This is a genomic window from Mesorhizobium sp. M0626 (genome assembly GCF_040320665.1).
In the GTDB taxonomy this organism is placed as follows: domain Bacteria; phylum Pseudomonadota; class Alphaproteobacteria; order Rhizobiales; family Rhizobiaceae; genus Mesorhizobium.
Window position 1 is genome coordinate 142,982 of record NZ_JAMYQD010000005.1, and the last position, 22,647, is coordinate 165,628.

Sequence of the window (22,647 nt, forward strand, 5' to 3'; positions counted from 1 at the left end):
ATGTCGATCTGCGCATGCACGCACGCCATATGGAGTCCGACGACAAAAGAACGGTCGCGGAGAAGAGCCATGACGCCGATAGAACTCTACACCTGCCAGACACCCAACGGGCACAAGGCCTCGATCATGCTGGAAGAGGTCGGCCTGCCCTACTCGGTCCGCTTGGTCGACATCGAAAGGGGCGACCAGACCAAGCCTGATTTCCTGGCGCTCAATCCCAACAACAAGATCCCGGTGATCGTCGACCGGGACGCCGGCCGCACGGTCTTCGAATCCGGCGCCATCCTACACTACCTGGCGCGACGGTCGGGCAAGCTTCAGCCGGTGGGCGCGCAGGACGCGGACGATACGCTGACCTGGACCTTGTTCCAGGCGGCCCATGTCGGCCCGACGCTTGGCCAATTGTGGAATTACAAAATCTTCGCGCCGGAAAAAATCCCTTACGTGATCGAGCGTTTTGAGCGCGAAACCGGACGTGTCTTCCGCGTTCTCGATAGCCGGCTAAAGCACCATGAGCACATTGTCGGCAAAAGCTACGGCATCGCCGATGTGATGACATGGCCATGGATCAACGCGGCCGTCACCAGGCTCGAACTCAGCCTCGATGACGCGCCAGACCTGGCGCGTTGGTATGCCGCCATAGGCCGACGCTCCGCAGTTGTCAGAGGCATTGCCGTTCCCGCCCTGCCCGAAGCATCGGCTGCCGCTTAGATCATGATGAGATTTGGTTGAAATCTCATCATGACCTAACCCTTTGTTGTAGCATGATCTTTTCCAAAAACCGGCGCCCACTTTTTGGGATCATGCCCTAGCCGCCGCACCTCGCATTCAAGGAATACAATCGTGGAAATCCTCTTCATCCCTCTGGCGCTTGTCGCCGGTGGCCTGCTCGCAGTGCAGGCTGGCGCCAACGCCCAACTTTCAAAGGCGGTCGGCTCACCCTTTGCCGCGACCACGCTTCAGCTCGCGGTCGGCGCCATCGTGCTGTTGTCGATCACGGCCCTCACCGGAACGACACCGGCTCTGCTTGCCGTTCGGCAAGCCGAATGGTGGCATGCGATCGGCGGCATGGCTTCGGCCTTCTACGTCGTTTCGACCATTCTTCTGTTCCCTCGCCTTGGCGCCGTCGTGTCCGTCGGGCTCTTCATCGCTGGGCAGATGCTTGCATCCTTCGCCCTCGACACGTTCGGCTGGCTCGGGATCCCCGAAGCCGGACTGCGAGCCGGGCCTGCCTTCGGCATGCTCGTCTTGCTTGCCGGGGCTGCCCTCATCGTTCTGGGACAGAAGGGCGCGGCCGACAATACCGCATCCTCAAGACCAGGGTGGATCGGACTGGCGCTGCTGGCAGGCGCCGTGCTTCCGGTGCAAGGCGCTGTAAACGCCTTGCTTCGGCACGACCTTGGCGGCGCGCCGTTTGCGGTCGGCACCATCTCGTTCCTGGTGGCGATGCTGGCCATGGCCGCGGTGCTTCTGATCGCGCTTGCCCTGACGAAGACGCCCCGCCCTCGCCTCGCCGGCTTGTCGTCGATGCCCTGGTGGGGCTGGCTCGGAGGTTTTGCCGGCGCCACCTATGTCACGACCGTGTTCACCGCCATCCCCGTCATCGGAGCGGCAGCTGCCGTCAGCCTGACGGTGGCCGGCCAGCAGGTCGCCGGCATCTTCGTCGACACCTTCGCTGGTTCCGCCTGCCGCAGCGGCTTGTCTCCGGCATGCGGCTCGCCGGCGTCGTGCTGCTTTTGGCCGGCTGCATCATCATCAAGGCGCTTTGATCCCGCTGGAACAAGGCAAGCCGAATCAAACCAGCCCCTGCCCTCCCTGATTTGGGGGGTCAGGTGTCGCTCCGGCGTCACCAACGAAGCAAGGTCCGGGCGCCGCAGAAGCAATTTTTCGCTCCTTCCACAACCGGCTCTAGAATTTCGATCGCAAATCACGCATGATGCACTTGGTATTTTCCCGGGACGGCTTCGCGCCCCCTGAAATACCGGGAGGAACGGGACATGCCCATAGTGGTTGTACTCGTTTTGATCGTCGTGGGCTCGGTGTTGTTCCACTTCCTGAGCCCATGGTGGTGGACTCCGATTGCCTCGAATTGGGACTATATCGACAACACCATCATCATCACCTTTTGGATTACCGGCGTCGTCTTCGCCGCAGTCGTCCTATTCATGGCCTATTGCGTTTTCCGCTTCCGTCACCGCGAAGGCAACCAGGCGGCCTACGAACCGGAGAACAAGCGGCTCGAATGGTGGCTGACGATCGTCACCGGAGTGGGTGTTACCGCCATGCTGGTTCCCGGCCTGTTTGTCTGGAGCCGGTTCGTCAACGTTCCAAGCGACGCAACCGTGGTCGAAGTCGTCGGCCAGCAATGGCAGTGGAGCTTCCGCTTGCCCGGCAAGGACGGCAAACTCGGCACATCCGACACCCGCGACGTCACCGCTGAAAATCCGCTGGGCGTGATCGCCAAGGATCCCAGCGGCCAGGACGACGTCGTGGTCGAAGCGGCCGACCTGCATCTGCCGGTCGGCAAGCCGGTCAAGATGCTGCTGCGCTCGATCGATGTGTTGCACGATTTCTACGTTCCGGAATTCCGCGCCAAGATGGACATGATACCGGGCTCGGTCACCTATTTCTGGTTCACCCCCACCAAGACCGGGACCTTCCAGGTTCTGTGCGCCGAACTGTGCGGCCAGGGGCACCCGATGATGCATGGCATCGTCATGGTCGATACCGAGCAGGACTATGTGGCCTGGCTCGACCAGCAGCAGACGTTCGCGCAGTTGTCGGCGCCGCAGCAGACGGGCTCGGTGGAACAGGCGCCGGGCAACGCGACGGCGTCAGCTCTAGAAGTTGCGGCAAAACTCGGAACTGTCGGGTCCCGCTGAAGGGCACGGAGGTGCTCCGCCTATGGTCGATATCACGCCTGCAGATGCCGTCCCGCCCGCCGAAGTCGCGGAAATGGAGCTTTACCATCCGCACAGCTGGTGGACGAAGTATGTCTTCTCGCAGGACGCCAAGGTCATCGCCATCCAGTATTCGGCGACCGCAACGGCCATCGGCCTGGTCGCGCTGGTGCTGTCCTGGCTGATGCGGCTGCAGCTCGGCTTCCCCGGCACGTTCGATTTCATCACCCCCGAGGCCTACTACCAGTTCATCACCATGCACGGCATGATCATGGTGATCTACCTGCTCACGGCACTCTTCCTCGGCGGCTTCGGCAACTACCTGATCCCGCTGATGGTCGGCGCCCGCGACATGGTCTTTCCCTATGTCAACATGCTGAGCTACTGGATCTACCTCCTTGCCGTGCTGGTGCTGGTGTCGAGCTTCTTTGCGCCCGGCGGACCGACCGGTGCCGGGTGGACGCTCTATCCGCCGCAAGCCATCATGACCGGTACACCTGGCGGCCAGGAATGGGGCATCATCCTGATGCTCGTCTCGCTGATCCTGTTCATCATCGGCTTCACCATGGGCGGTCTGAACTATGTCGTGACGGTGCTGCAGGCCCGCACGCGCGGCATGACGATGATGCGCCTGCCGCTGACCGTCTGGGGCATCTTCACCGCCACCGTCATGGCGCTGCTCGCCTTTCCGGCGCTGTTCGTCGCCTGCGTGATGATGCTGCTTGACCGCGCGCTTGGAACCTCCTTTTTCATGCCCGCGGTCGTCGAGATGGGGGAACAGCTACAGCACAATGGCGGCAGCCCGATCCTGTTCCAGCATCTGTTCTGGTTCTTCGGCCACCCGGAAGTCTACATCGTGGCGCTGCCGGCCTTCGGCATCGTCTCCGATCTGATCAGCACGCATGCGCGCAAGAACATTTTTGGCTACCGGATGATGGTCTGGGCCATCGTTGGCATCGGCGCGCTGAGCTTCGTGGTCTGGGCGCACCACATGTATGTCAGCGGCATGCACCCCTATTTCGGCTTCTTCTTCGCCACCACGACACTGATCATCGCCATCCCGACGGCGATCAAGGTCTACAATTGGGTGCTGACGCTGTGGCGGGGCGACATCCATCTCACCATACCGATGCTGTTTGCCATGGCTTTCATCGTCACCTTCGTCAATGGCGGGTTAACCGGGCTGTTTCTCGGCAACGTCGTCGTCGACGTCCCGCTGTCGGACACGATGTTCGTCGTCGCCCACTTCCATATGGTCATGGGTGTTGCTCCGATCGTCGTCATCTTCGGCGCGATCTACCACTGGTACCCGAAGGTCACCGGCCGGATGCTGAACGAGACGCTCGGCCGGTTCCATTTCTGGGTCACATTTCTCGGCGCCTACCTGATCTTCTTTCCCATGCATTACATCGGCCTGATGGGCGTGCCGCGGCGCTATGCCGAACTGACCGACGTGACGGTCATGACGGAGTCGGCGCATCACCTGAACTCGTTCATCAGCATCATGGCGTTTATCGTCGGCTTCGCCCAGATCGTTTTCCTGTTCAATCTTATCTGGAGCATCCGCCATGGGCGCGAGGCCGGTGGCAATCCATGGCGGGCCACGACACTCGAATGGCAAACGCCGCAGACACCACCCGCGCATGGCAATTTCGGCAAGGATCTGCCGATCGTCTATCGCTGGGCCTATGACTACAGCGTGCCGGGCGCCAAGGAGGACTTCATTCCGCAAAACATGCCGGGCACGTTCGGCCCCTCCAGGGAGCCGGCATGAGCGTCATCCTGGTCTTCCTTCTCGTGATCGCCGGCTTTGCCGGCTGGTGGCTCTCGCATCAGCGGCTGATGGCGAAACCATGGCTCGAGCAAGGTGTGGCAGGAGATTTTGTCGCCTTCGACCGATCGAGCCTGCCGACCGCCAAGATCGGCCTCGGTGTCTTCCTCGCCGTGGTCGGCTGCCTGTTTGCGCTGTTCACCAGCGCCTACTTCATGCGTATGGCGCTGTCGGACTGGCAGCCGCTGCCCATCCCACGCCTGCTCTGGCTCAACACCGGCATGCTGGTGCTGAGCAGCATCGCGCTGCAATGCGCCTCGATCGCGGCGCGCAAGCGCCAGATGGACACGGTCAGGCTCGGCCTTGCCGCGGCTGGGCTCACCGCGATCGCCTTCCTCATCGGGCAGCTCATGGCATGGCGGGACCTGACCGCCGATGGCTATTTTCTGGCCTCCAATCCGGCCAACAGTTTTTTCTACCTGATAACCGGGATGCACGGCCTGCATATCGTGGGAGGGCTGGTGGGCCTGGGCAGGACAACCGCCGGCGCCTGGAACGGGGCACGGCCGGAACGGCTTCGCCTCAGCGTCGAATTATGCGCCATGTACTGGCATTTCCTGCTTTTCGTCTGGCTCGCCATCTTCGCTCTTTTAGCCGGCTGGGCCGCGACGTTCATCGATATTTGCCGGCAGTTGCTGACCTAGGAGGTCGAGGAGCATGGCAGAAACGACACTGACGCATACCGGCCAAACGGAGACGCGGCCCGCAGGCTGGCAAGGCATCGCCGCCGATTGGTCCTCGGATCAGCGCGCGTTCAAGAACGTGTCCTGGGGCAAGGCCATGATGTGGATCTTCCTGCTCAGCGACACCTTCATCTTCGGCTGCTTCCTGCTCTCCTACATGACCGCGCGCGTCTCCACACGTGTGCCGTGGCCCAATCCGAGCGAGGTCTTTGCGCTTCGCATCGGCGGTTCGGACATTCCACTGATCCTGATTGCCATCATGACCTTCGTGCTGATATCGAGCAGCGGAACGATGGCCATGGCGGTCAATTTTGGCTATCGCCGCGACCGCCGCAAAACCGCAATCCTCATGCTTCTGACGGCAGCGCTAGGAGCCACCTTCGTCGGCATGCAAGCCTTCGAATGGACCAAGTTGATCACCGAAGGGGTACGGCCGTGGGGCAATCCCTGGGGCGCGGCACAATTCGGCTCGACTTTCTTCATGATCACCGGCTTCCACGGCACGCATGTGACGATCGGGGTGATCTTCCTCATCATCGTGGCGCGAAAGGTCTGGCGTGGAGACTACGACGTCGGTCGTCCCGGCTTCTTCACCAGCCGCAGGGGTCGCTACGAGAACGTCGAAATCATGGGGCTCTACTGGCATTTCGTCGACCTGGTCTGGGTGTTCATTTTCGCATTCTTCTATCTTTGGTGAGAGGCTGACATGGCTGAAGCAACCGCAAACGGCCTCGGGCAACACGCGCTGCACTCTGATCATGCGCATGAAGGGCCATCGACCGGCGTCGCGGAGGTTCATCAGGAACATCCGATCAAGCTCTATCTGGTGGTCTGGGCATGGCTGTTCATCCTCAGCGCCTGCTCCTACATGGTCGATTATCTCGGCATCCACGGCTATCTCAGATGGTCTCTGATCCTGATCTTCATGATCCTCAAGGCCGGGCTGATCGTCGCCGTGTTCATGCACATGGCCTGGGAGCGGCTGGCGCTGACCTATGCGATCATCCTGCCGCCGCTTCTGATATTGGTGTTCGTGGCGATGATGCTCTTCGAAGCGGACTACACGCTTCTCACCCGGTTGTCCTTCTTCGGACCGGGGCCCTGACGCACAGTCTTCATCTCCGGTCAAAGACCGGAGATGAAGCTTCCCATCAGCTGATCTGCGGGGTCAGAGGCCGACCCGCGTCGGGGACGATGGCGGCTCCACAACCTTGCGGTAGACATGCCAGGTGGCGTGACCCAGGATCGGCAGCACGACCGCCAGCCCGGCAAACACCGGCAGCGAGCCTATGATCAGGGCGACGGCGACAATCAGTCCCCAGACAGCCATGGGGATCGGGTTCGCCAGCACCGCTCGCACCGACGTGTGGATGGCTTCGTAGGCGCCGACGTCGCGGTCGAGCAGCAATGGGAAGGCGACAACCGTCGTGCACAACACCACCGCGGCGAAGACGAAGCCGATGGCGTGCCCCAGGACAATCAGAGACCAGCCGCGTCCGGTGGCAAATATTTCATTGATGAAGCCCGAAATCGATGCAGGCGGAGCCGGGCCGAAGAGATATTCGTAGAACACCTGCGCCGCCAAAAGCCAGGCGATGAAGATTGCAACCAGCATGATCCCGACTGCGGCGATGGCTGGCAGGGCCGGAGAATTCCTGACCTCGAACGCGTGCGTCCAGGAGGTGTCGAGCCCGGCTTCTCGTCTGCGGCTGATCTCGTAAAGGCCGATCGCCGCGAATGGACCGATAAGCGCAAAGCCGGACACCAGCGGAAACAACATCGGCAACGCATTGGCACCCGAAGTCCAGGCAGCGAGCACCACGCCGACAAGCGGATAGATCAGGCAGAGAAAGACGATGTGCGACGGTTTGACCATAAAATCGTCAACACCGCGCTTGAGCGCATCGAAAAGATCGGAAACACTGATTTTTCGGATTTTGGTGTGTTCCAGCGTTTCGCTGGCGCCTGCAATCACGTGAAAACTTGTCATGCCCGTTCCTCCAGACCAGGTCCGGCAAGGTCGCGGTATCACGGTGCTGCCGTTCTGCATGACTGGCCACGCGAACCGCGACCTGCACCGCAATCAATATACCCCATTGACTGGAGCTTGTCGCCCGTTCTTACAAAAGGCTCCCGGAAGGCGAAGTTTCCGAACACAGCGTCATGCCGTCACCCTCCGGCTGACATGAACGCGCGCATCGCGATGGTATCGGCAAGCAGCACGGCAAAGATCGCGAAAAGATAGAAGATCGAATAGGCAAACAGCGCCTTGGCCGGCTTCATCTCCTTGTCGAGGATGACCAGGGCGTTCCAGGCATGCCAGATGAAACCCGAGCCCAATGCAGCCGAAACAATCCCATAAACCCCGCTCGTAAATCCGAACGCCCAGGGCAGCACTCCGATCGGTGCCAGGAGCAGTGAATAGGCGAAGATCTGCCTTCTGGTCGAGGCCTGGCCGGCCACGTTCGGCATCATCGGGATGCCGGCAGCGGCATAGTCGCCGGCCTTGAACAGTGCGAGCGCCCAGAAATGCGGCGGCGTCCACAGGAAAATGATCAGGAACAGGATGAGGCTTTCAATGCCGATGGCGCCGGTGGCCGCCGCCCAGCCGATCATCGGAGGAAGGGCACCCGCCGCGCCGCCGATGACGATGTTCTGCGGTGTCGAGCGCTTCAGCCACATCGTATAGATGACGACGTAGAAAAAGATGGTGAAGGCCAGCAGTGACGCGGCAAGCCAGCCCACCAGCACGCCGAGCGTCATGACCGAAAGTGCGGAAAGCACCAAGCCGAAGCCGAGCGCTTCGCCGGCCGTGACGCGGCCCGACGGAACCGGCCGCTTTGACGTGCGCGACATCAGCGCGTCGATGTCGGCGTCGTACCACATGTTGAGCGCGCCGGCCGCTCCCGCTCCAACCGCAATCGCACCTATGGCGATCACGGCGATGACCGGGTTCATCGCGCCGGGCGCCACCATCAGACCGACGAAGGCGGTAAACACGGCAAGGGCCATGACCCGAGGCTTCAAGAGCGCAAAGAAATCACTGGCCGTCGCTTCCGAGAGGCGGACGCCGGTATCCTTGAGGCTTTCCTTGACCGACATTTGAGACGACCATCGATGGAAACCGGGCAGCCTAGAGCAATTCCAGGAAAGTGTATGGGGTTTTCCGCCCGGAATTGCGTAAGAACAAAGAGATCGAGCGGATCGCAGTTTCCGTGAAACGGTGAAACGCTCTGGCCGGCCGAAGAGCCAGGTTACGGGGAAAATTGCTTCAGATAGGCGATGACGTTGGCGACGTCCTCGTCCTTCTTGAGGCCGGGAAACGCCATCTTCGTCCCTTTGACCATTGCCTTGGGGTCGTGAAGATACGTCGTCAGTGTCGGCTCATCCCATTTGACGCCGGATGTGCCGGCCGCGATCATGGCTTCGGAATATTTAAAATCCGGATGCGTGCCGGCCGTCCGGCCGATAACGCCATGCAACGAAGGGCCTATCTTGTTGGTGTCTTGGTCTGCGACGTGGCAGACCTTGCATTTGGTGAAGACCTTCTCGCCCGCCGCGGCGTCCTGTGCCCGCGATGGATTGGCGATGAAAGTTGCAACGGAAACGACGGCGAAAAACGCAACCAAGCGCATGGCATTCCTCCCTGATCGTCAAATTTTCCTCAGACGGTCTGCACATGCCGGTAGCACCAGCATGCGCCCTGCACGGCAGAATAGATTCTCCGCTCCTCCCCAGATGGAATTGCGCTACCTGTGTACCACAGAATCTGGCCGGTAGGTAGAACAGGTCGACCGTACAAAGGTTCAGGTGGGCTGCGGTGGCTCAAGGCACATCCGCCACAACGAAAAAGGCCGCCTCGAGGGCGGCCTTTTCTGATCTTGTCGTCAGGCGCTTATTCGGCGTCCTTGGCGGCCTTCTTCTTCGGGGCTGCCTTCTTCTTCGGCTCTTCCGCGTCGTCGGCCTTTTCAGCCTTGTCGGCCTTCTTGGCAGCGGCCTTCTTCGCCGGCTTGGCCTTGGCGGTATCGCCCTCTTCGTCGTCAGCCATCAGCTCTTCCTTGCTGACCTTGACGTCGGTGACCGAGATCTGGCTGAGCAGATGGTCGACGACCTTCTCCTCGAACATCGGCGCGCGCAGCGTGTTCAGGGCTTCCGGATTGCTGCGATAGAACTCGAAGGCTTCCTGCTGCTGGTTGGCCGGGTAGCGGCGCACCTGCTCGAACAGGCCGCGCTGCAGTTCCTCGTCGGAAACGGTGACGCCGGCCTTCTCGCCGATCTCGGCCAAAACCAGGCCGAGACGCACGCGGCGCTCGGCAAGCCGCAGATATTCGGCGCGTGCCTCTTCTTCCGTCGTCTCCTCGTCGGCGAAGGTACGGCCGGCGGCTTCGAGATCGCGGTTGACCTGGGTCCAGATGTTGTTGAACTCGGCATCGACGAGCTTCGACGGCGCCTCGAACGAATAGGCCGCGTCAAGCTGGTCGAGCAGCTGGCGCTTGACCTTCTGGCGGGTCATCGAACCGAACTGGTTCTCGATCTGGCCGCGCACCACGTCGCGCAGGCGCTCCAGCGATTCCAAGCCGAGGTTCTTGGCCATCTCGTCGTTGATTTCCAGCGCGCCGGGCTTGGACACTTCCTTGACGGTGACGTCGAAGGTGGCTTCCTTGCCGGCCAGATGCGCTGCCTGGTAGTTTTCCGGGAAAGTGACGGTGACCTGCTTCTCGTCGCCGGCCTTGGCGCCGATCAGTTGGTCCTCGAAGCCCGGAATGAATTCCTTGGACCCCAGAACCAGCGGCTGGTCGGTGCCGGCGCCGCCGGAAAAGGCCTCGCCGTCGATCTTGCCGACATAGTCGATCGAAACGCGATCGCCTTCGGCGGCCTTGCCGGTCTTCGGCTCGAAGCTTCGCGCCGATTCGGCAACGCGCTGGACCTGCTCGTCGATCTCGCTGTCCGGCACTTCGAATACCTGGCGCGTCACCTTGATGTCGGAGAAATCCTTGATCTCGATCGCCGGGATGACCTCGTAGTTGAGGCGGAATTCGAAGTCGGCGCCGCCGGCCAGGATCTTCTCGGCCTCTTTCTCGTCTTCCGTCATGATCACTTCAGGCTGCATGGCGGCCTTTTCGCCGCGCCCCGTGATGATCGAACGGGTCGAATCGTTGAGGATTTCGTTGACCACTTCGGCCATGAACGACTTGCCGTAGACCTTGCGCAAATGCTGCACAGGCACCTTGCCGGGACGGAAGCCGTTGATGCGGACCTTGTTCCTGGCGTCGGACAGCCGCGCCATCAGCTTGGCTTCCATATCACCGGCCGGCACGGTGATCTTGATCTCGCGCTTGAGACCGGAGTTGAGCGTTTCGGTGACCTGCATCGTAAAACCTTTATCTTCACCAAAGAGGCTGCCACGGCGTCTTGCCGTTCACAGCCTGCCGGTACAATCTTGCCGGGAATGGCTTTTGGTACGGAACCTGGCGATTTGACCGAAATTACGGCTCAAATTGTTCCAAACTGCGTTCCAAGATGTGAATAAGTTCTTGTTTTTCCTACTTCTTATCACATTCTGCAGAAGCGGATCGGCGCGTCCCGTCACATTTGACACGCCTTTTGTCACAGGCGAGGCCAATTTTCAACCATCTTCGCGTTGCAGCGAATGACCGCCCCAACGGCAGACATTTTCGCCCCGACATTGACAGAATGATGGCTACATGGGATTGCCGACAAATGCGGATGTGGCGGAACTGGTAGACGCCCTGGATTTAGGTTCCAGTGCCGAAAGGCGTGGGGGTTCGAGTCCCTTCATCCGCACCACCCTTCGCTCTATCGAGCTTCGGGTGGCAGGCCACCCAGGAGCTTGATAAAGCGAAGGGTGTCCTCCGAAGCCGTGGCGTAGGAGGACTGGCGGCGACGGCCTACACTTCAAACACTTGACCGGTAAACCACTCCGCCAATTTCGCCAGCTCCGGCCCCAGCACCCGGTCGGCGTCGACCGGGGGCACGATCTTCCTGATATCCGCGACAAAATCCTGCAATGCCGGCGGCGCGGCGCGTTCAGTCACGTACAGGGCCTGCGAGGCGATCATGGCCAGCATCGCCATTGCCGCATCGAGGCAGCGGCCGGCCGTCGCTTCCTTGGTCCAGGCGAAGAATGCGGTGGTGGCGACGTCGTCCTGGCCGGCGCCGGCCGATTCGGTGCCCGGAATGAAGGTGCGCTGCGCCGCGAGTTTGGCCTGTTCGAGATAGCCGGTGATCGCCATCGGCACATAGCCGACATTGCCGTGCCCGTCGCTGTCGGCCCAATGCCGCCCGGTCATCAACAGGTCGGGCAGCAGCGACACCTTGCCGTTCAGCAGCTTTGAGGCGTGGCGGTCGCAGAGCAGGCAGAGATCGGCCCAGATCGCCGCCAGATCGTCGAGCGCCGGCGTCGCCATGGCATTGTGATAGCTGCCGGTCGAGATGCAGCGCCCCAGCGGGTGCGCCGCGTCGGGCGGGATATAGACTGGATTGTCCGAGATCGAGGCCAGCGATACGGTCGCCGCCTGCTCGGCGCCGGCCAGCGCCCGATGCGCATGGCCGAGCACACGCGGCACGATCCGGTAGCTGACCGGCGCCTGATAATTGCGCCGTCCATCCCCTGCGCCGACCAGAAACTGCCGCAACCCTTGCAAGGCGGCCGCTTCGTGTTCGTCGCCCCAGAGCCCGTCGAGCGCTGCATCATAATGCTCGAGCGGCGCACGAAACGCTTCGATCGACAGCGCGAACACCTTGTGCGCCATGGCGAGGCGACGACGCGCGGCAAGTGCTGCGTCCGCCACCAGTGCCGCCGCGCAGGGCGAGCCGTTGATCAGCGAACCGCGCTCCTTCACCTCAAGCTCAAGGCTGGCGGTAAGCGCAGCAAACAGCGGATAGAGCGCCAGGATCTCGCCGGCGCCACCCTGCCCTTGCGACGGCACCACCGGCATCGGGCCGCCGTCGAGCATCGCCGCGACCGCCCGTGCGATGCGCGGCGTGGTCGCGGCATTGCCTTCGATAAAGTTGGTCAGCCGCGCCAACACGATCGCCCTGACCACGCGCTCAGGCAATGGCTCACCGAACGATGTGGCGGCAGCAAAAGCCTTGATGCGCGCATGGCGGTCGCGCTCGTCAAGTTCGAGCTTGCGGCTTGCCAGCTCGCCCATCGCGGTGGTGACGCCGTAGATGACCGGCGGCGGATCGGACTCAATGAGTTTCAGGAACGAGGCGCGGCATTCGGCAATGCGTTGCAAGGCCTTGTCGCCGATTTCGACCGTGTCGTTTCTCCAGGCGACGCGCAAAACGGCATGGAGATTGATATCTTCGCGCGTCGTCACCGTAATCGGCATTGTCTTCGCCCGTCTGGTTTGCATGAGGGCGGAGCGATCGATCGTTGCCGAAATCCATGCCCTGGGTAATGTCTTCTAGTAGAGCGGTTCCTCAAACAATGTCTTGTCGCCGTCCATCAGCGCCTTGATCTGTGCCTGGCCACTGGCGGCGAGCGCGATGCGCACGCCGAATGGCCGCACCCGCATGTCGTTCTGGATCGCCATGCCCTGGCCCTCAGGTAGGTAGAAGCGGTCGATGCCGTATTGCGGTGCGATCGTGGATTCAGGATCAAGCGTCCAGCCCGGCGCGACCTGGCCGACAATATCGGCTTCGTCGGCGGTCGCCGGCGTCGGAGCCTTGCCGAACCAGGCCGTGGTCGCATGCCAATAGCCGTCGGCACCCGGCTTCAGCCGGACCACGATCGGCGTGTTCTCGCTCACGAGCTGGCCGGCCGGGATGTTGGCGATCAGCTTCACCGGCAAGCGCGATATTTCATAGCCGAGGATAATATAGTCGCCGCGCAGCAGATCGCGCGGATCGACCGGCTCGACTTTCAGCAAGACCTCCTTGCCGTTGCGCAGGATCGCCGCGCGGCCGGCGATGATCCAGCTCAGGAAGCCGATCTGGACGAGCGCCAGGACCAGCGCCGAGATGACAAGTTTCTTTCCCGACATCATGCTGCCGCTCCTTCCGGGGCCTTCATGCGTTTTTCCACCCGGATGATGACGAGAGCCAGGGTGCCGAAAAGCACCGCGGCAGCCAGGAAGAAGCCGGCCGTGCCGAGCATCGTCTGCAAGGTCACGACGTAGATAATGGCAAGTTCGAAGGCAAAGCCGGCATAGGCAACCCAGCGCAGCCCCCTGCTCTCGCGCCCGCCCAGCATGATCGCCGCGGCAATGCCGGCCAGTGCGATGACCGACGCAATGGCAAAGCCGTTGCTGAAGGCGTTGTCATCGCCCAGTTCGATCTGCATCATCGCCAGCCCGGTGAGAAAGCCGATCAAGGCGTGCAAAGGCAGCCGCCCGCCGAGCTGCAAGGTCCGGTCGGCCGGCCCGGCGGCGAAGATCGAAACCGCAAACAGCAGCGCCGACACCACGACGAGAGGAATAGCCAGGGCGAGCGTGTTCTGGTCCAGGCCGCGCACCGCGATATAGAAAATGACCGAGAGAATGATCAGGTGGCGTGCCGGCTGGCTGCGCGTCCACAACGAGACGACAAAAAGCACCGGCGCCATGATAACGAAGAAATCCGGAAATACGGGGCGGTCATAAAAGTCGAATGCGCGCACGAACAGCCAGGCAACGGATATGCCGACGGCAGCGACCGTCAGCGGGTTCGAGCGCAACGCCACCGCGGCAAATGCCGTGCCGATGCCCCAGGTGACGATGGCCGAGGCTTCGTCACCCGTGAGATGGTACATCTGGCCGATCAGCGCGATCGATCCGCCGAAGGCCGCGGCGGCCACGATCCACAGCGCCTCGCCGATCGCCGCATGGTCGCGCATCTTCAACACCGCGCCGCCGACATAGCCGGCGAGAATGACGGCAAACAGTGCCGCAACCCGCACCAGCCGCGGGATGGCGTCCCAGTTGGCGGCGACGAAGAGCAGGATCGCGGCGCCGAACAGCAGCGCCGCCATCATGGCCAATATAGTGCCGAAGCTCAGCGATTTGCGCTCGTTTGAGTCGATGTCGCGCTTAAGCGCATCGGCCGTCTTCGCGTCGATCAGGCCAGCCTGCAGCCACCGCCCGATATCGGCCCTCGCCCGCGACGAATAGCTCGCCATGCCGCTTCTCCCCCAGATTGGTCTTTCTGACAGCCGATCCGCTCAAATCGTTGACGCAACGTCATTTTCCGATTCGGGTTTCTTCATGACGAAGCGTGAATGCGCGTTAATGTTGCATTGCACAATTTGCATTGCTGCCATGCGCCAACAGCACTTTTAAATCGATATAACCCAGCCTATTTACTGTTCGTACACAAACGGAATGATCCGAAGAAAGACGAAACGAGCACTACCATGAACCTGATCCGCAACTACCGCAACTGGCGCCGCTACCGGGACACCGTCTCCGAGCTGAGCCGCCTGTCGAACCGTGAACTGACCGACCTCGGCATCAGCCGCAGCGACATCCACTACGTCGCCCGCAAGGCGGTCTAATCCTCTTCGGATCGCAAATGGTCCGAACCAGTTTTGAAAAAGAGAACGACAATGAACCTGATCCGCAACTATCGTAACTGGCGCGTTTACCGCGACACCGTTACCGAGCTGGGTCGCCTTTCGAACCGTCAGCTCCATGATCTCGGCATCGTCCGTGACGAGATCAAGATCATCGCCCGCAGGGCGACGATCTAACCAGAATTTCGCCAGGGTCGACCTCCTCCCCGACCCTGACGGATACGGTCAGCCTTCACCTCCTCCCGAGGGTTGACCACCAAAACGGCGCCCGCCGCACCTCCTCCCGCGGCGGGCGCTGTTTCCAAAGCGAACGCAGTTCGTCTTTCCGAAGCGAACGCTAGTTCGTCTTCAAAGTGAACGCAGTTCGTCTTCCAGGGATTTCGCCTCCCTCGATCCGGCGAAAAGAATTTCGTCAAAGCCGACCTCCTCCCCGGCGATGGCGAATACGGCCGATCCCCACCTCCTCCCGAGGATCGGCCCCAAAAACGACACCCGCCGCACCTCCTCCCGCGGCGGGTGTTGTTGTTTTTGGGCAGGCTTTTCAATTGCGCATGCAGTCGATCGAGGCGCTTTACGCCGCCATCAGACCGTCGCTGCGGACATAAGAAAGTCGAGCTCCGTCGTTGCACGACAATGACCCACGCTCGCACCGGCCAATTGCAAACGGCGCGCCAAGCGATTATTCCGGCGCTCATGAGCAAAAATCCTATCCACATCGTCGGCGGCGGCCTCGCCGGCTCCGAAGCCGCATGGCAGGCAGCACAAGCCGGCGTTCCCGTCATTTTGCATGAGATGCGCCCGGTGCGCGGCACCGATGCGCACAAGACCGATGGGCTGGCCGAACTCGTCTGTTCCAATTCCTTCCGCTCCGACGATGCCGAGAACAATGCCGTCGGCCTGCTGCATGCCGAAATGCGACTGGCCGGCTCGCTGATCATGAGCGCCGGCGACGCCAACCAGGTGCCGGCCGGCGGCGCGCTGGCCGTCGATCGCGACGGCTTCTCCGACGCGGTGACGAAAAGGCTCGAAGCGCACCCGCTGATCACCATCGAGCGCGAGGAAGTGCCGGGCCTGCCGCCAGCGGAATGGGACCAGGCGATCATCGCCACCGGCCCGCTGACCGCACCTTCGCTCGCCCAGTCGATCGCCGAGGCGACCGGCGCCGACGCACTGGCCTTCTTCGACGCGATTGCCCCGATCATCCATTTCGACACGATCGACATGGACACCTGCTGGTTCCAGTCGCGCTACGACAAGGTTGGGCCCGGCGGCACCGGCAAGGACTACATCAATTGCCCGATGGACAAGGACCAGTATCTCGCCTTCGTACAGGCGCTGGTCGACGGCCAGAAGACCGAATTCAAGCAGTGGGAAGGCACGCCCTATTTCGACGGCTGCCTGCCGATCGAAATCATGGCCGAGCGCGGCGTCGAGACGCTGCGCTACGGGCCGATGAAGCCGATGGGGCTGACCAATGCCCACAATCCGACGGTAAAAGCCTATGCCGTGGTGCAGCTGCGCCAGGACAATGCGCTGGGCACGCTCTACAACATGGTCGGTTTCCAGACCAAGCTGAAGCATGCCGAGCAGGTGCGCGTCTTCCGCACCATTCCGGGCCTGGAAAACGCCGAGTTCGCCCGTCTCGGCGGCCTGCACCGCAACACCTACATCAATTCGCCGACCTTGCTCGACGCCTCGCTGCAGCTGAAGTCGCGGCCGGGCCTGCGCTTTGCCGGCCAGATCACCGGCTGCGAGGGCTATGTCGAGAGCGCGGCGATCGGCCTGCTCGCCGGCCGCTTCGCCGCCGCCGAGCGGCTCGGCCACGCGCCATCGCTGCCACCGCTCACCACCGCCTTCGGCGCCTTGCTCAACCACATCACCGGCGGCCACATCGTTTCCGACGACGAGCCGGGCAAACGCTCGTTCCAGCCGATGAACGTCAATTTCGGCCTGTTCCCGCCGGTGGAAGCACCGAAGACCGAAGGCAAACGCCTGCGCGGCAAGGACAAGACGGTGGCCAAGCGCCACGCGATCACCTCACGCGCGCGGGCAGATTGTCGGGAGTGGCTAGGGCTGCCGGCGCAAACATCGGAAGCTGCTGAATAGCCAAGTCTCAGAGTCCTAACGCGATTGACGTTTACGTTAACTCGCTGGCCAACCCCGCGTTGCGCGCCTGAGCAACAGCCAATGCCGGCGCAGAGCCGAAAGCCGGGCTGCGCCACCAAGCGGCGAGCGGCCATTGGCCATCTTGCCGAGATAGGCGCTGGTCAGCGCCAGCGGCAGGAACGCCGGACGCAGCGTTTCCGGAAGTGCGGACGCCCCTTGCTCGAAAGCGCGGAGATGCTCCTGCGCCAATGCAATCATCGCAGCCACCGCGCGCTGAGCGCCGGGGCCGCCGTCGCCGCTGACGAACTCCTCCCGCGACGAGCCGGCCGCTGCAAGGATATCCGCCGGCACGAAGCATTGCCCGCGTCGGCGATGCAGCGGCAACAGCAGCAACAGGCCGGTCATCGCCTGGGCGCAGCCGGCCCTGCCCGCCAGTTCGGCAAAGCGCGGCGCCTGATTGGGATCGAGCACCATCGCCGCCAGCTGGATCAGCGCGGCCGCCGTCTCGCCGCAATATCCCTCGAGATCGGTGCGCGACGGCATCGGATCGTCATAGAGGTCGAAGATGCGGGCCTCGAGCATGTTGTCGAAGGCAGTTTTGGGCAGGCCATGGGCAGAAATCGTCGCCTTCAGCGCATCGGCGAGCGGGTTGCCTGTGGCTGCGGCTTCAGCAGCGATGACATCGCGCCACCATTGCAGCCTCACTTCGCCCGGCAATGCCTCGTGGATGCGGTCTCGGACAGACGCAATCTCGGCATTGAAGGCGTAAAGCGAAAACAGCGCCGCGCGCTTGTTGGCCGGTGCATAGAGTGCGCTGACATAGCGGTCATGGTCGCCGGCGCGCACCGTCTCCATGACGATGTCAGCTGTATCGGTCACGTCAGTCGACGGCGATCAGCGCCGCGGCCACGGCGCGGTCTTCGGCAAGCAGAACATTGTAGGTCCGCACCGCTGCCCCCGTCGACATCGGGTCGGAGCCAATGCCAGCCGCTTTCAGCGCCGCCCGAAGTGCTGTCGGCAAGGGCCGCAAATCCTTGCCTGTGCCGACCAGCAGGATCTCGACCTTGCCGGCCTCAGCCAGCAGCAGGTCGAAATCCGCCGCCGTCAGGGCCAGCGGATCGGCCGGCTCCCAGCCATGGATGCCGGAGGGCAGGCAAAGAAGCGAGCCGCGATGCGACATGTCGGCGAAGCGGAAGCCGCCATTGCCGTAGGCTTCGATCGGCGCCCGTCCGGGGAAATGCGCCTCGCGAATGACGATGCCTTTTGCCACCAGCGCGGCCGTCAGGTCGCCATGGCCTTGCCGCCACCAACCGGCTTCTCCTCATCGGCGCTCGCTCCCTGCGGCCTGAGCCTGAACAGGATCAGCAAGGGCGCTGCGATGAAGATCGACGAATAGGTGCCGAAGACGACGCCGAACAGCATCGCCATGGTGAACGAGCGGATCACCTCGCCGCCGAACAACACGAGCGCCAGCAGCGCCAGGATGGTCGTCACCGAAGTCAGCGTCGTTCTCGAAAGCGTCTCGTTGATGGCGTTGTTCAACAATTGCGGGAGCGGCATTCGTTTGTATTTTCGCAAATCTTCTCGAACACGGTCATAGACGACGATCGTGTCATTGAGCGAATAGCCGATAATGGTCAGGATCGCAGCCAGCGAAGACTGGTTGAATTCGAGCCCGGTGATGACGAAGAAGCCCAGCGTCATCACCACATCGTGCACCGTCGCCACGATCGCGCCGACCGCGAACTGCCATTCGAAGCGGAACCAGACATAGACCAGGATGCCGATCAGCGCGATGATCATGGCGATCGTGCCTTGCTTGGCCAGCTCGCCCGAAACCGTCGGGCCCACCACCTCGACGCGGCGAAAATCGTAATTGTCCTGGAGCTCGCCGCGCACCTTGTCGATGACGGTCTGCTCGGCGTTCTCACCGCCATCCTGGGTGCCAACGCGGATCAGCACGTCATTCGGCGCGCCGAATTGCTGGACCTGCACTTCACCGATATTGAGCTCCGACAGCCGGCTTCTGATATCGCCAATATCGGCGTCGCCTTGCTTGGACTGCACCTCGATGATCGAGCCGCCCTTGAAGTCGATGCCGTAGTTGATGTCGATGGTCAGGAATCCGATAACCGACGCGATCGACAGCAGGCTGGACAGTGCGAACGTCCAGCGGCGGATGCCCATGAACGGGATTTTCGTGCCGGCCGGAACGAAGGTCACCGGCGCACGCGGCAATTCCTTCGGACGCGCACGGCGCAGCCAGATCGACACCAGCAGACGGGTGAAGGTGAAGGCGGTGAACACCGTGGTCAAAATGCCGATGGCATAGGTGATGGCGAAGCCCTTGACCGGTCCGGTGCCGAGATAGAACAGCACGACCGTGGCAATCAGCGACGTCACGTTGGAATCCACGATGGTCGCCAACGCCTTGGTGAAGCCTGTGTCGATCGACTGGATGACCGAACGGCCGGCCCGTCGCTCCTCTCGGATACGCTCATAGATCAGCACGTTGGAATCGACCGCCATGCCGATGGTCAGCACGATACCGGCAATGCCGGGCAAGGTCAGTGTCGCGCCAAGCAGCGACAAGACCCCGACGATCATCGCCACGTGCACGGCGAGCGCAATGTTGGCGAGGAAGCCGAGAAGTCCGTAGGCGACGAACATGAAGGCGACGACGAGAATGGAGCCGATGATGCCGGCGACCTTGCCGGCATGGATCGAATCCTGGCCGAGGCCCGGGCCGACGGTGCGTTCTTCGATCACGGTCAGCTTTGCCGGCAGCGCGCCGGCGCGCAGGAGCACGGCGAGGTCGTTGGCGCTTTCGGCGGTGAAATTGCCTGAGATCTGGCCGCTGCCGCCGAGGATCGGTTCGCGGATCACCGGCGCCGAAATCACCTGATTGTCGAGGATGATGGCGAACGGCTTGCCGACATTCTGCTGCGTCGCCTGGCCGAATCGTGTCGCACCGCGCGAGTTGAAGACGAACGAAACCACCGGCTCGTTGTTTCGGGAATCATAGGTTGCCGTCGCCTTGGCAAGATCTTCACCGGACACGATGACGCGATTTTCCACCAGATACGGAACCGGCGGATCGTCCTGCGAATAAAGCACCGAGGAGCCTGCCGGCGGGCGGCCGTTCAGCGCATCCTGCACCGACATCGAGGTATCGACCATCTGGAAGGTCATCTTGGCGGTCTGGCCGATGATCTCCTTCAGCCTTTGCGGATCCTGCAGGCCCGGCACCTGGACGAGTACACGGTCGTCGCCCTGCCGCTGCACGATCGGCTCGGTGGTGCCGAGTTCGTTGACGCGACGCTCGACGACTTCGATCGACTGCGCCAATGCGGCCGAGGTGCGGTATTTGATGCCGGCGTCGGTGACGGTGAATTTGAGCAGCCCGGCTTCGGAATCATCCAGGGACATCTCCTGGATGGAGCCACCGGTGAACAGGCCGGCGGCGACCGGATCGGTCAGCGGCTTAAGCGCCGCCTTGGCGGCATCGATCTGGGTTGGATCGGTGATGCGCACTTGTACGGTCCTGCCGGTGCCGCCAAGGCCGGTATAGCCCACCTTGGCATCGCGCAGCAGCGTGCGGATCTCGTCGCGCGTCGTTTCCAGCTGCGCCTTGACCAGGTCGTTCTGGTCCATCTGCAAGAGGATGTGCGAACCGCCCTGCAGATCGAGACCAAGCGTCATCTGCCGCTTCGGCACCCAGTTGGGCAATTGCGCCAATGTGCTGGCCGGGAAGAGATTTGGCGCGGCAAGGATGAATGTGACGGCCACGGCGATCCAGATCAGGATCATCTTCAGGCGCGAAAAATACAGCATATGGCGTTGTCCGTCAGGGCGTACTGGCGGATCGTTCCGCCGACAATTCGGTTATTTCTTGGCGTTCTTATTTGCCACCGGCTCGCCCTTAACCCGCACTTCGCCGATTGTCGAGCGCGCTGAGGTCAATTTGGCGCTGCCGCCGGCAGCGGTTTCGGCGTCAATCGCCTCTGTCGGTTCCATTCTAATTCTGATCACCGCCGGGCGCTATCGTGCGCTACTCGACTATTTTCAATTGTGCAGGCATCGGTCCGGAACGCAAAAGCAAGGCCAGATCATCGGCGTTCTCCTTTGTAAGGTTGCCCGATATCTGGCCGCGGCCGTTAAGAATTGGCTCGCGGACGACTGGCACCGAAAGCACTTGGTTGTCGAGGATCATCGCAAATAGCTTGCCGACATTCTGCGAGGTCGCCTGCGCAACGCGTGCCGTTGCCCTGGAATCGAAGGTGAACGAAACCGCCGGCTCATTTGTGACGGAGTTGGGAGTCGCCTGAGCATTGACAATGTCGTCACTGGAAACGATCGTTCGGCTCTCAACCAGATAGGGAACCGGTGGATCGTCCTTCGAATAAACCACCACCGAGCCAGCGGGCGTCCGGCCATTGATCGCATCAGCGACCGGCATCGACTCATCAACCCACTGAAAAGTCAGCATTCCGGTTCGGGTGAGAATTCTCCTCAGCCTTTGCAAATCCGCAACGCCCGAGGTCCGGACCAGCATACCGTCTTCGCCCTCTGGCCGCACTACTGGGTCGGCTACACCAAGATCACGCAGGCGATTCTTAATGACCACGATCGACTGCGCAAGCGCGATCGACATCCGATACTTGATACCTGTGTCTGTTACCGTGAACTTGAGCAACGCTGCTCCGGTATCATCCAGGATCACTTCCTGGACCGGACCAGCGCTGCCAAGGACAGGATCAGTCACCGCCTCCAATTCCATCTTGGCCGCGCCGACCTGAGCGGCGTCGGTGATATGCACCTGAACGGCCCGACCCGACTTAGCAAGACCAGTATAGCCGATCCTTGCATCGCGCAGCAGCGTCCTGATTTCGTCACGCGTCGCCTCCAACCGGCGATCGATCACATCGGTCGCGTCCAATCGAAGCAGCACGTCCGCGCCGGCAGCGTGAAGACTGGGCGCGTCGACGAGCATTGTGGCCATAGCAAGCCAGATCAGGATCATTTTCAGGCGCGAAAAATGGACCATACGCCGTCTTTTGTCAGAGCTCTGCCCGCGGATCGCTCCGCTTGGGAAACTGGCTTACTTCTTGGCGTTCTGGTTGGCCACCGGCTCGCCCTTGACCCGAACATCGGCGATCGTCGAGCGCAGCGCCGTCACCTTGGTGCCGCCGCCAAGGTCGATCTCAAGCTCATTGTCGTCGATCACCTTGGTCACCTTGCCGACGAAGCCGCCGCCGGTGATGACCGTGTCGCCACGGCGCACGGCCGAGATCATCTCCTGGCGCTTCTTCAACTGGGCGCGCTGCGGCCGGATGATGAGGAAATACATGATCACGAAGATCAGAACGAACGGGAGTATCATGCCGATATCCCCGAACGGACCAAGCGGAGTTCCGGTAGCTTGGGCGTATGCCGGTGTGACGAACATCAAGAACTCCTGGTTACGAAGAAGGCCGTAGGGCGGCCTCGCCAAATTTGGCCGGAATATAGTGGGTAAAGTTACCAATGCAACTGCGCGGCCGGGCTTTCAGCTGCTTTTCCGGCCGGTTGACCCGTGTTAGAGCATGCTCCCGGAATACGGGCGTGGTT

Annotated in this window: 22 protein-coding genes and 1 tRNA gene; 11 read left to right on the forward strand and 12 right to left on the reverse strand. The window is 61.8% G+C overall.

What is annotated here, in order from left to right; genetic code table 11:
- Nucleotides 1-69: 69 nt before the first annotated feature.
- From NKI37_RS07855 to NKI37_RS07885, 7 genes are all read left to right on the forward strand, one after another.
- Complete coding sequence (locus tag NKI37_RS07855) at nt 70-711, forward strand: glutathione S-transferase family protein (RefSeq protein ID WP_352787238.1); 642 nt, start codon at nt 70-72, stop codon at nt 709-711.
- 132 nt (nt 712-843) lie between these two features.
- Nucleotides 844-1,977 (forward strand): DMT family transporter, encoded by a 1,134-nt coding sequence (locus NKI37_RS07860; RefSeq protein WP_352787240.1) that lies wholly within the window; start codon nt 844-846, stop codon nt 1,975-1,977.
- Between the two features lie 20 nt (nt 1,978-1,997).
- Nucleotides 1,998-2,882, forward strand: a complete 885-nt coding sequence (locus NKI37_RS07865) for a cytochrome c oxidase subunit II (RefSeq protein ID WP_352787242.1) — start codon at nt 1,998-2,000, stop codon at nt 2,880-2,882.
- 22 nt (nt 2,883-2,904) lie between these two features.
- Nucleotides 2,905-4,674 carry a cytochrome c oxidase subunit I gene (gene ctaD, locus NKI37_RS07870; protein WP_023681631.1) on the forward strand — a complete coding sequence of 590 codons (1,770 nt, stop codon included), beginning with the start codon at nt 2,905-2,907 and terminating at the stop codon, nt 4,672-4,674.
- Entirely contained in the window at nt 4,671-5,375 is a 705-nt protein-coding gene (locus tag NKI37_RS07875; protein WP_023681632.1) for a cytochrome c oxidase subunit 3, read from the forward strand. The genes ctaD and NKI37_RS07875 overlap by 4 nt, the downstream gene beginning before the upstream one ends.
- 13 nt (nt 5,376-5,388) lie before the next feature.
- On the forward strand, nt 5,389-6,111 hold the full coding sequence (locus NKI37_RS07880; RefSeq protein ID WP_023667664.1) for a heme-copper oxidase subunit III family protein: 723 nt from the start codon (nt 5,389-5,391) through the stop codon (nt 6,109-6,111).
- A 9-nt stretch (nt 6,112-6,120) separates the two neighbouring features.
- Nucleotides 6,121-6,519: a cytochrome C oxidase subunit IV family protein gene (locus tag NKI37_RS07885; RefSeq protein ID WP_023667665.1), complete on the forward strand. Its 399-nt coding sequence runs from the start codon at nt 6,121-6,123 to the stop codon at nt 6,517-6,519.
- A 63-nt stretch (nt 6,520-6,582) separates the two neighbouring features.
- Here NKI37_RS07885 and NKI37_RS07890 read toward each other — a convergent pair whose 3' ends face one another.
- The 4 genes from NKI37_RS07890 to tig form a co-directional block, all read right to left on the reverse strand.
- The gene (locus NKI37_RS07890; RefSeq protein WP_023691119.1) at nt 6,583-7,404 is read right to left on the reverse strand and encodes a DUF2189 domain-containing protein; all 822 of its coding nucleotides are present in this window, start codon (nt 7,402-7,404) and stop codon (nt 6,583-6,585) included.
- Between the two features lie 179 nt (nt 7,405-7,583).
- Nucleotides 7,584-8,516: a heme o synthase gene (locus tag NKI37_RS07895; RefSeq protein WP_023807355.1), complete on the reverse strand. Its 933-nt coding sequence runs from the start codon at nt 8,514-8,516 to the stop codon at nt 7,584-7,586.
- A gap of 152 nt (nt 8,517-8,668) precedes the next feature.
- Nucleotides 8,669-9,049, reverse strand: a complete 381-nt coding sequence (locus NKI37_RS07900; protein WP_023667668.1) for a c-type cytochrome — start codon at nt 9,047-9,049, stop codon at nt 8,669-8,671.
- Between the two features lie 260 nt (nt 9,050-9,309).
- The gene (gene tig / locus NKI37_RS07905; RefSeq protein WP_023681635.1) at nt 9,310-10,785 is read right to left on the reverse strand and encodes a trigger factor; all 1,476 of its coding nucleotides are present in this window, start codon (nt 10,783-10,785) and stop codon (nt 9,310-9,312) included.
- 352 nt (nt 10,786-11,137) lie between these two features.
- On the opposite strand from tig, the gene NKI37_RS07910 reads away from it, so the two are divergent.
- Nucleotides 11,138-11,222, forward strand: a tRNA-Leu gene (locus tag NKI37_RS07910).
- Nucleotides 11,223-11,323: 101 nt separating this feature from the next.
- Here NKI37_RS07910 and NKI37_RS07915 read toward each other — a convergent pair.
- From NKI37_RS07915 to NKI37_RS07925, 3 genes are all read right to left on the reverse strand, one after another.
- Nucleotides 11,324-12,772 (reverse strand): aromatic amino acid lyase, encoded by a 1,449-nt coding sequence (locus NKI37_RS07915; protein WP_352787244.1) that lies wholly within the window; start codon nt 12,770-12,772, stop codon nt 11,324-11,326.
- A 75-nt stretch (nt 12,773-12,847) separates the two neighbouring features.
- Complete coding sequence (locus NKI37_RS07920) at nt 12,848-13,429, reverse strand: GDYXXLXY domain-containing protein (RefSeq protein ID WP_023697610.1); 582 nt, start codon at nt 13,427-13,429, stop codon at nt 12,848-12,850.
- Entirely contained in the window at nt 13,426-14,538 is a 1,113-nt protein-coding gene (locus tag NKI37_RS07925) for a DUF2157 domain-containing protein (protein WP_023735292.1), read from the reverse strand. Before NKI37_RS07925 ends, NKI37_RS07920 begins: the two co-directional genes overlap by 4 nt.
- 234 nt (nt 14,539-14,772) lie before the next feature.
- Here NKI37_RS07925 and NKI37_RS07930 point away from each other — a divergent pair, with 234 nt between their 5' ends.
- From NKI37_RS07930 to trmFO, 3 genes are all read left to right on the forward strand, one after another.
- The gene (locus NKI37_RS07930) at nt 14,773-14,913 is read left to right on the forward strand and encodes a DUF1127 domain-containing protein (RefSeq protein WP_006335194.1); all 141 of its coding nucleotides are present in this window, start codon (nt 14,773-14,775) and stop codon (nt 14,911-14,913) included.
- A gap of 51 nt (nt 14,914-14,964) precedes the next feature.
- Nucleotides 14,965-15,108, forward strand: a complete 144-nt coding sequence (locus tag NKI37_RS07935) for a DUF1127 domain-containing protein (protein WP_023667673.1) — start codon at nt 14,965-14,967, stop codon at nt 15,106-15,108.
- A gap of 516 nt (nt 15,109-15,624) precedes the next feature.
- Nucleotides 15,625-17,037: a methylenetetrahydrofolate--tRNA-(uracil(54)-C(5))-methyltransferase (FADH(2)-oxidizing) TrmFO gene (gene trmFO, locus NKI37_RS07940; RefSeq protein ID WP_352444123.1), complete on the forward strand. Its 1,413-nt coding sequence runs from the start codon at nt 15,625-15,627 to the stop codon at nt 17,035-17,037.
- A 36-nt stretch (nt 17,038-17,073) separates the two neighbouring features.
- On the opposite strand, the gene NKI37_RS07945 is transcribed toward trmFO, so the two are convergent.
- From NKI37_RS07945 to yajC, 5 genes are all read right to left on the reverse strand, one after another.
- Nucleotides 17,074-17,892, reverse strand: coding sequence for a phytoene/squalene synthase family protein (locus NKI37_RS07945; protein ID WP_502896292.1), 819 nt, complete (start codon nt 17,890-17,892; stop codon nt 17,074-17,076).
- 25 nt (nt 17,893-17,917) lie between these two features.
- On the reverse strand, nt 17,918-18,307 hold the full coding sequence (locus tag NKI37_RS07950; protein ID WP_023688226.1) for an Mth938-like domain-containing protein: 390 nt from the start codon (nt 18,305-18,307) through the stop codon (nt 17,918-17,920).
- A gap of 11 nt (nt 18,308-18,318) precedes the next feature.
- Nucleotides 18,319-20,871, reverse strand: a complete 2,553-nt coding sequence (gene secDF / locus NKI37_RS07955; protein ID WP_023667677.1) for a protein translocase subunit SecDF — start codon at nt 20,869-20,871, stop codon at nt 18,319-18,321.
- A gap of 217 nt (nt 20,872-21,088) precedes the next feature.
- Nucleotides 21,089-22,084 (reverse strand): SecDF P1 head subdomain-containing protein, encoded by a 996-nt coding sequence (locus NKI37_RS07960; protein WP_352787248.1) that lies wholly within the window; start codon nt 22,082-22,084, stop codon nt 21,089-21,091.
- 54 nt (nt 22,085-22,138) lie between these two features.
- Nucleotides 22,139-22,486 (reverse strand): preprotein translocase subunit YajC, encoded by a 348-nt coding sequence (gene yajC / locus NKI37_RS07965; RefSeq protein ID WP_023667680.1) that lies wholly within the window; start codon nt 22,484-22,486, stop codon nt 22,139-22,141.
- Nucleotides 22,487-22,647 lie beyond the last annotated feature (161 nt).

What these genes read in the sequence shown, in the direction of transcription:
- NKI37_RS07855 (WP_352787238.1), top strand. Translation starts at nt 70, where the DNA reads ATGACGCCGATAGAACTCTACACCTGCCAGACACCCAACGGGCACAAG.
- NKI37_RS07865 (WP_352787242.1), top strand. Translation starts at nt 1,998, where the DNA reads ATGCCCATAGTGGTTGTACTCGTTTTGATCGTCGTGGGCTCGGTGTTG.
- ctaD (WP_023681631.1), top strand. Translation starts at nt 2,905, where the DNA reads ATGGTCGATATCACGCCTGCAGATGCCGTCCCGCCCGCCGAAGTCGCG.
- NKI37_RS07875 (WP_023681632.1), top strand. Translation starts at nt 4,671, where the DNA reads ATGAGCGTCATCCTGGTCTTCCTTCTCGTGATCGCCGGCTTTGCCGGC.
- NKI37_RS07880 (WP_023667664.1), top strand. Translation starts at nt 5,389, where the DNA reads ATGGCAGAAACGACACTGACGCATACCGGCCAAACGGAGACGCGGCCC.
- NKI37_RS07885 (WP_023667665.1), top strand. Translation starts at nt 6,121, where the DNA reads ATGGCTGAAGCAACCGCAAACGGCCTCGGGCAACACGCGCTGCACTCT.
- NKI37_RS07890 (WP_023691119.1), bottom strand. Translation starts at nt 7,404, where the DNA reads ATGACAAGTTTTCACGTGATTGCAGGCGCCAGCGAAACGCTGGAACAC.
- NKI37_RS07895 (WP_023807355.1), bottom strand. Translation starts at nt 8,516, where the DNA reads ATGTCGGTCAAGGAAAGCCTCAAGGATACCGGCGTCCGCCTCTCGGAA.
- NKI37_RS07900 (WP_023667668.1), bottom strand. Translation starts at nt 9,049, where the DNA reads ATGCGCTTGGTTGCGTTTTTCGCCGTCGTTTCCGTTGCAACTTTCATC.
- tig (WP_023681635.1), bottom strand. Translation starts at nt 10,785, where the DNA reads ATGCAGGTCACCGAAACGCTCAACTCCGGTCTCAAGCGCGAGATCAAG.
- NKI37_RS07915 (WP_352787244.1), bottom strand. Translation starts at nt 12,772, where the DNA reads ATGCCGATTACGGTGACGACGCGCGAAGATATCAATCTCCATGCCGTT.
- NKI37_RS07920 (WP_023697610.1), bottom strand. Translation starts at nt 13,429, where the DNA reads ATGATGTCGGGAAAGAAACTTGTCATCTCGGCGCTGGTCCTGGCGCTC.
- NKI37_RS07925 (WP_023735292.1), bottom strand. Translation starts at nt 14,538, where the DNA reads ATGGCGAGCTATTCGTCGCGGGCGAGGGCCGATATCGGGCGGTGGCTG.
- NKI37_RS07930 (WP_006335194.1), top strand. Translation starts at nt 14,773, where the DNA reads ATGAACCTGATCCGCAACTACCGCAACTGGCGCCGCTACCGGGACACC.
- NKI37_RS07935 (WP_023667673.1), top strand. Translation starts at nt 14,965, where the DNA reads ATGAACCTGATCCGCAACTATCGTAACTGGCGCGTTTACCGCGACACC.
- trmFO (WP_352444123.1), top strand. Translation starts at nt 15,625, where the DNA reads ATGAGCAAAAATCCTATCCACATCGTCGGCGGCGGCCTCGCCGGCTCC.
- NKI37_RS07945 (WP_502896292.1), bottom strand. Translation starts at nt 17,892, where the DNA reads ATGGAGACGGTGCGCGCCGGCGACCATGACCGCTATGTCAGCGCACTC.
- secDF (WP_023667677.1), bottom strand. Translation starts at nt 20,871, where the DNA reads ATGCTGTATTTTTCGCGCCTGAAGATGATCCTGATCTGGATCGCCGTG.
- NKI37_RS07960 (WP_352787248.1), bottom strand. Translation starts at nt 22,084, where the DNA reads ATGGTCCATTTTTCGCGCCTGAAAATGATCCTGATCTGGCTTGCTATG.
- yajC (WP_023667680.1), bottom strand. Translation starts at nt 22,486, where the DNA reads ATGTTCGTCACACCGGCATACGCCCAAGCTACCGGAACTCCGCTTGGT.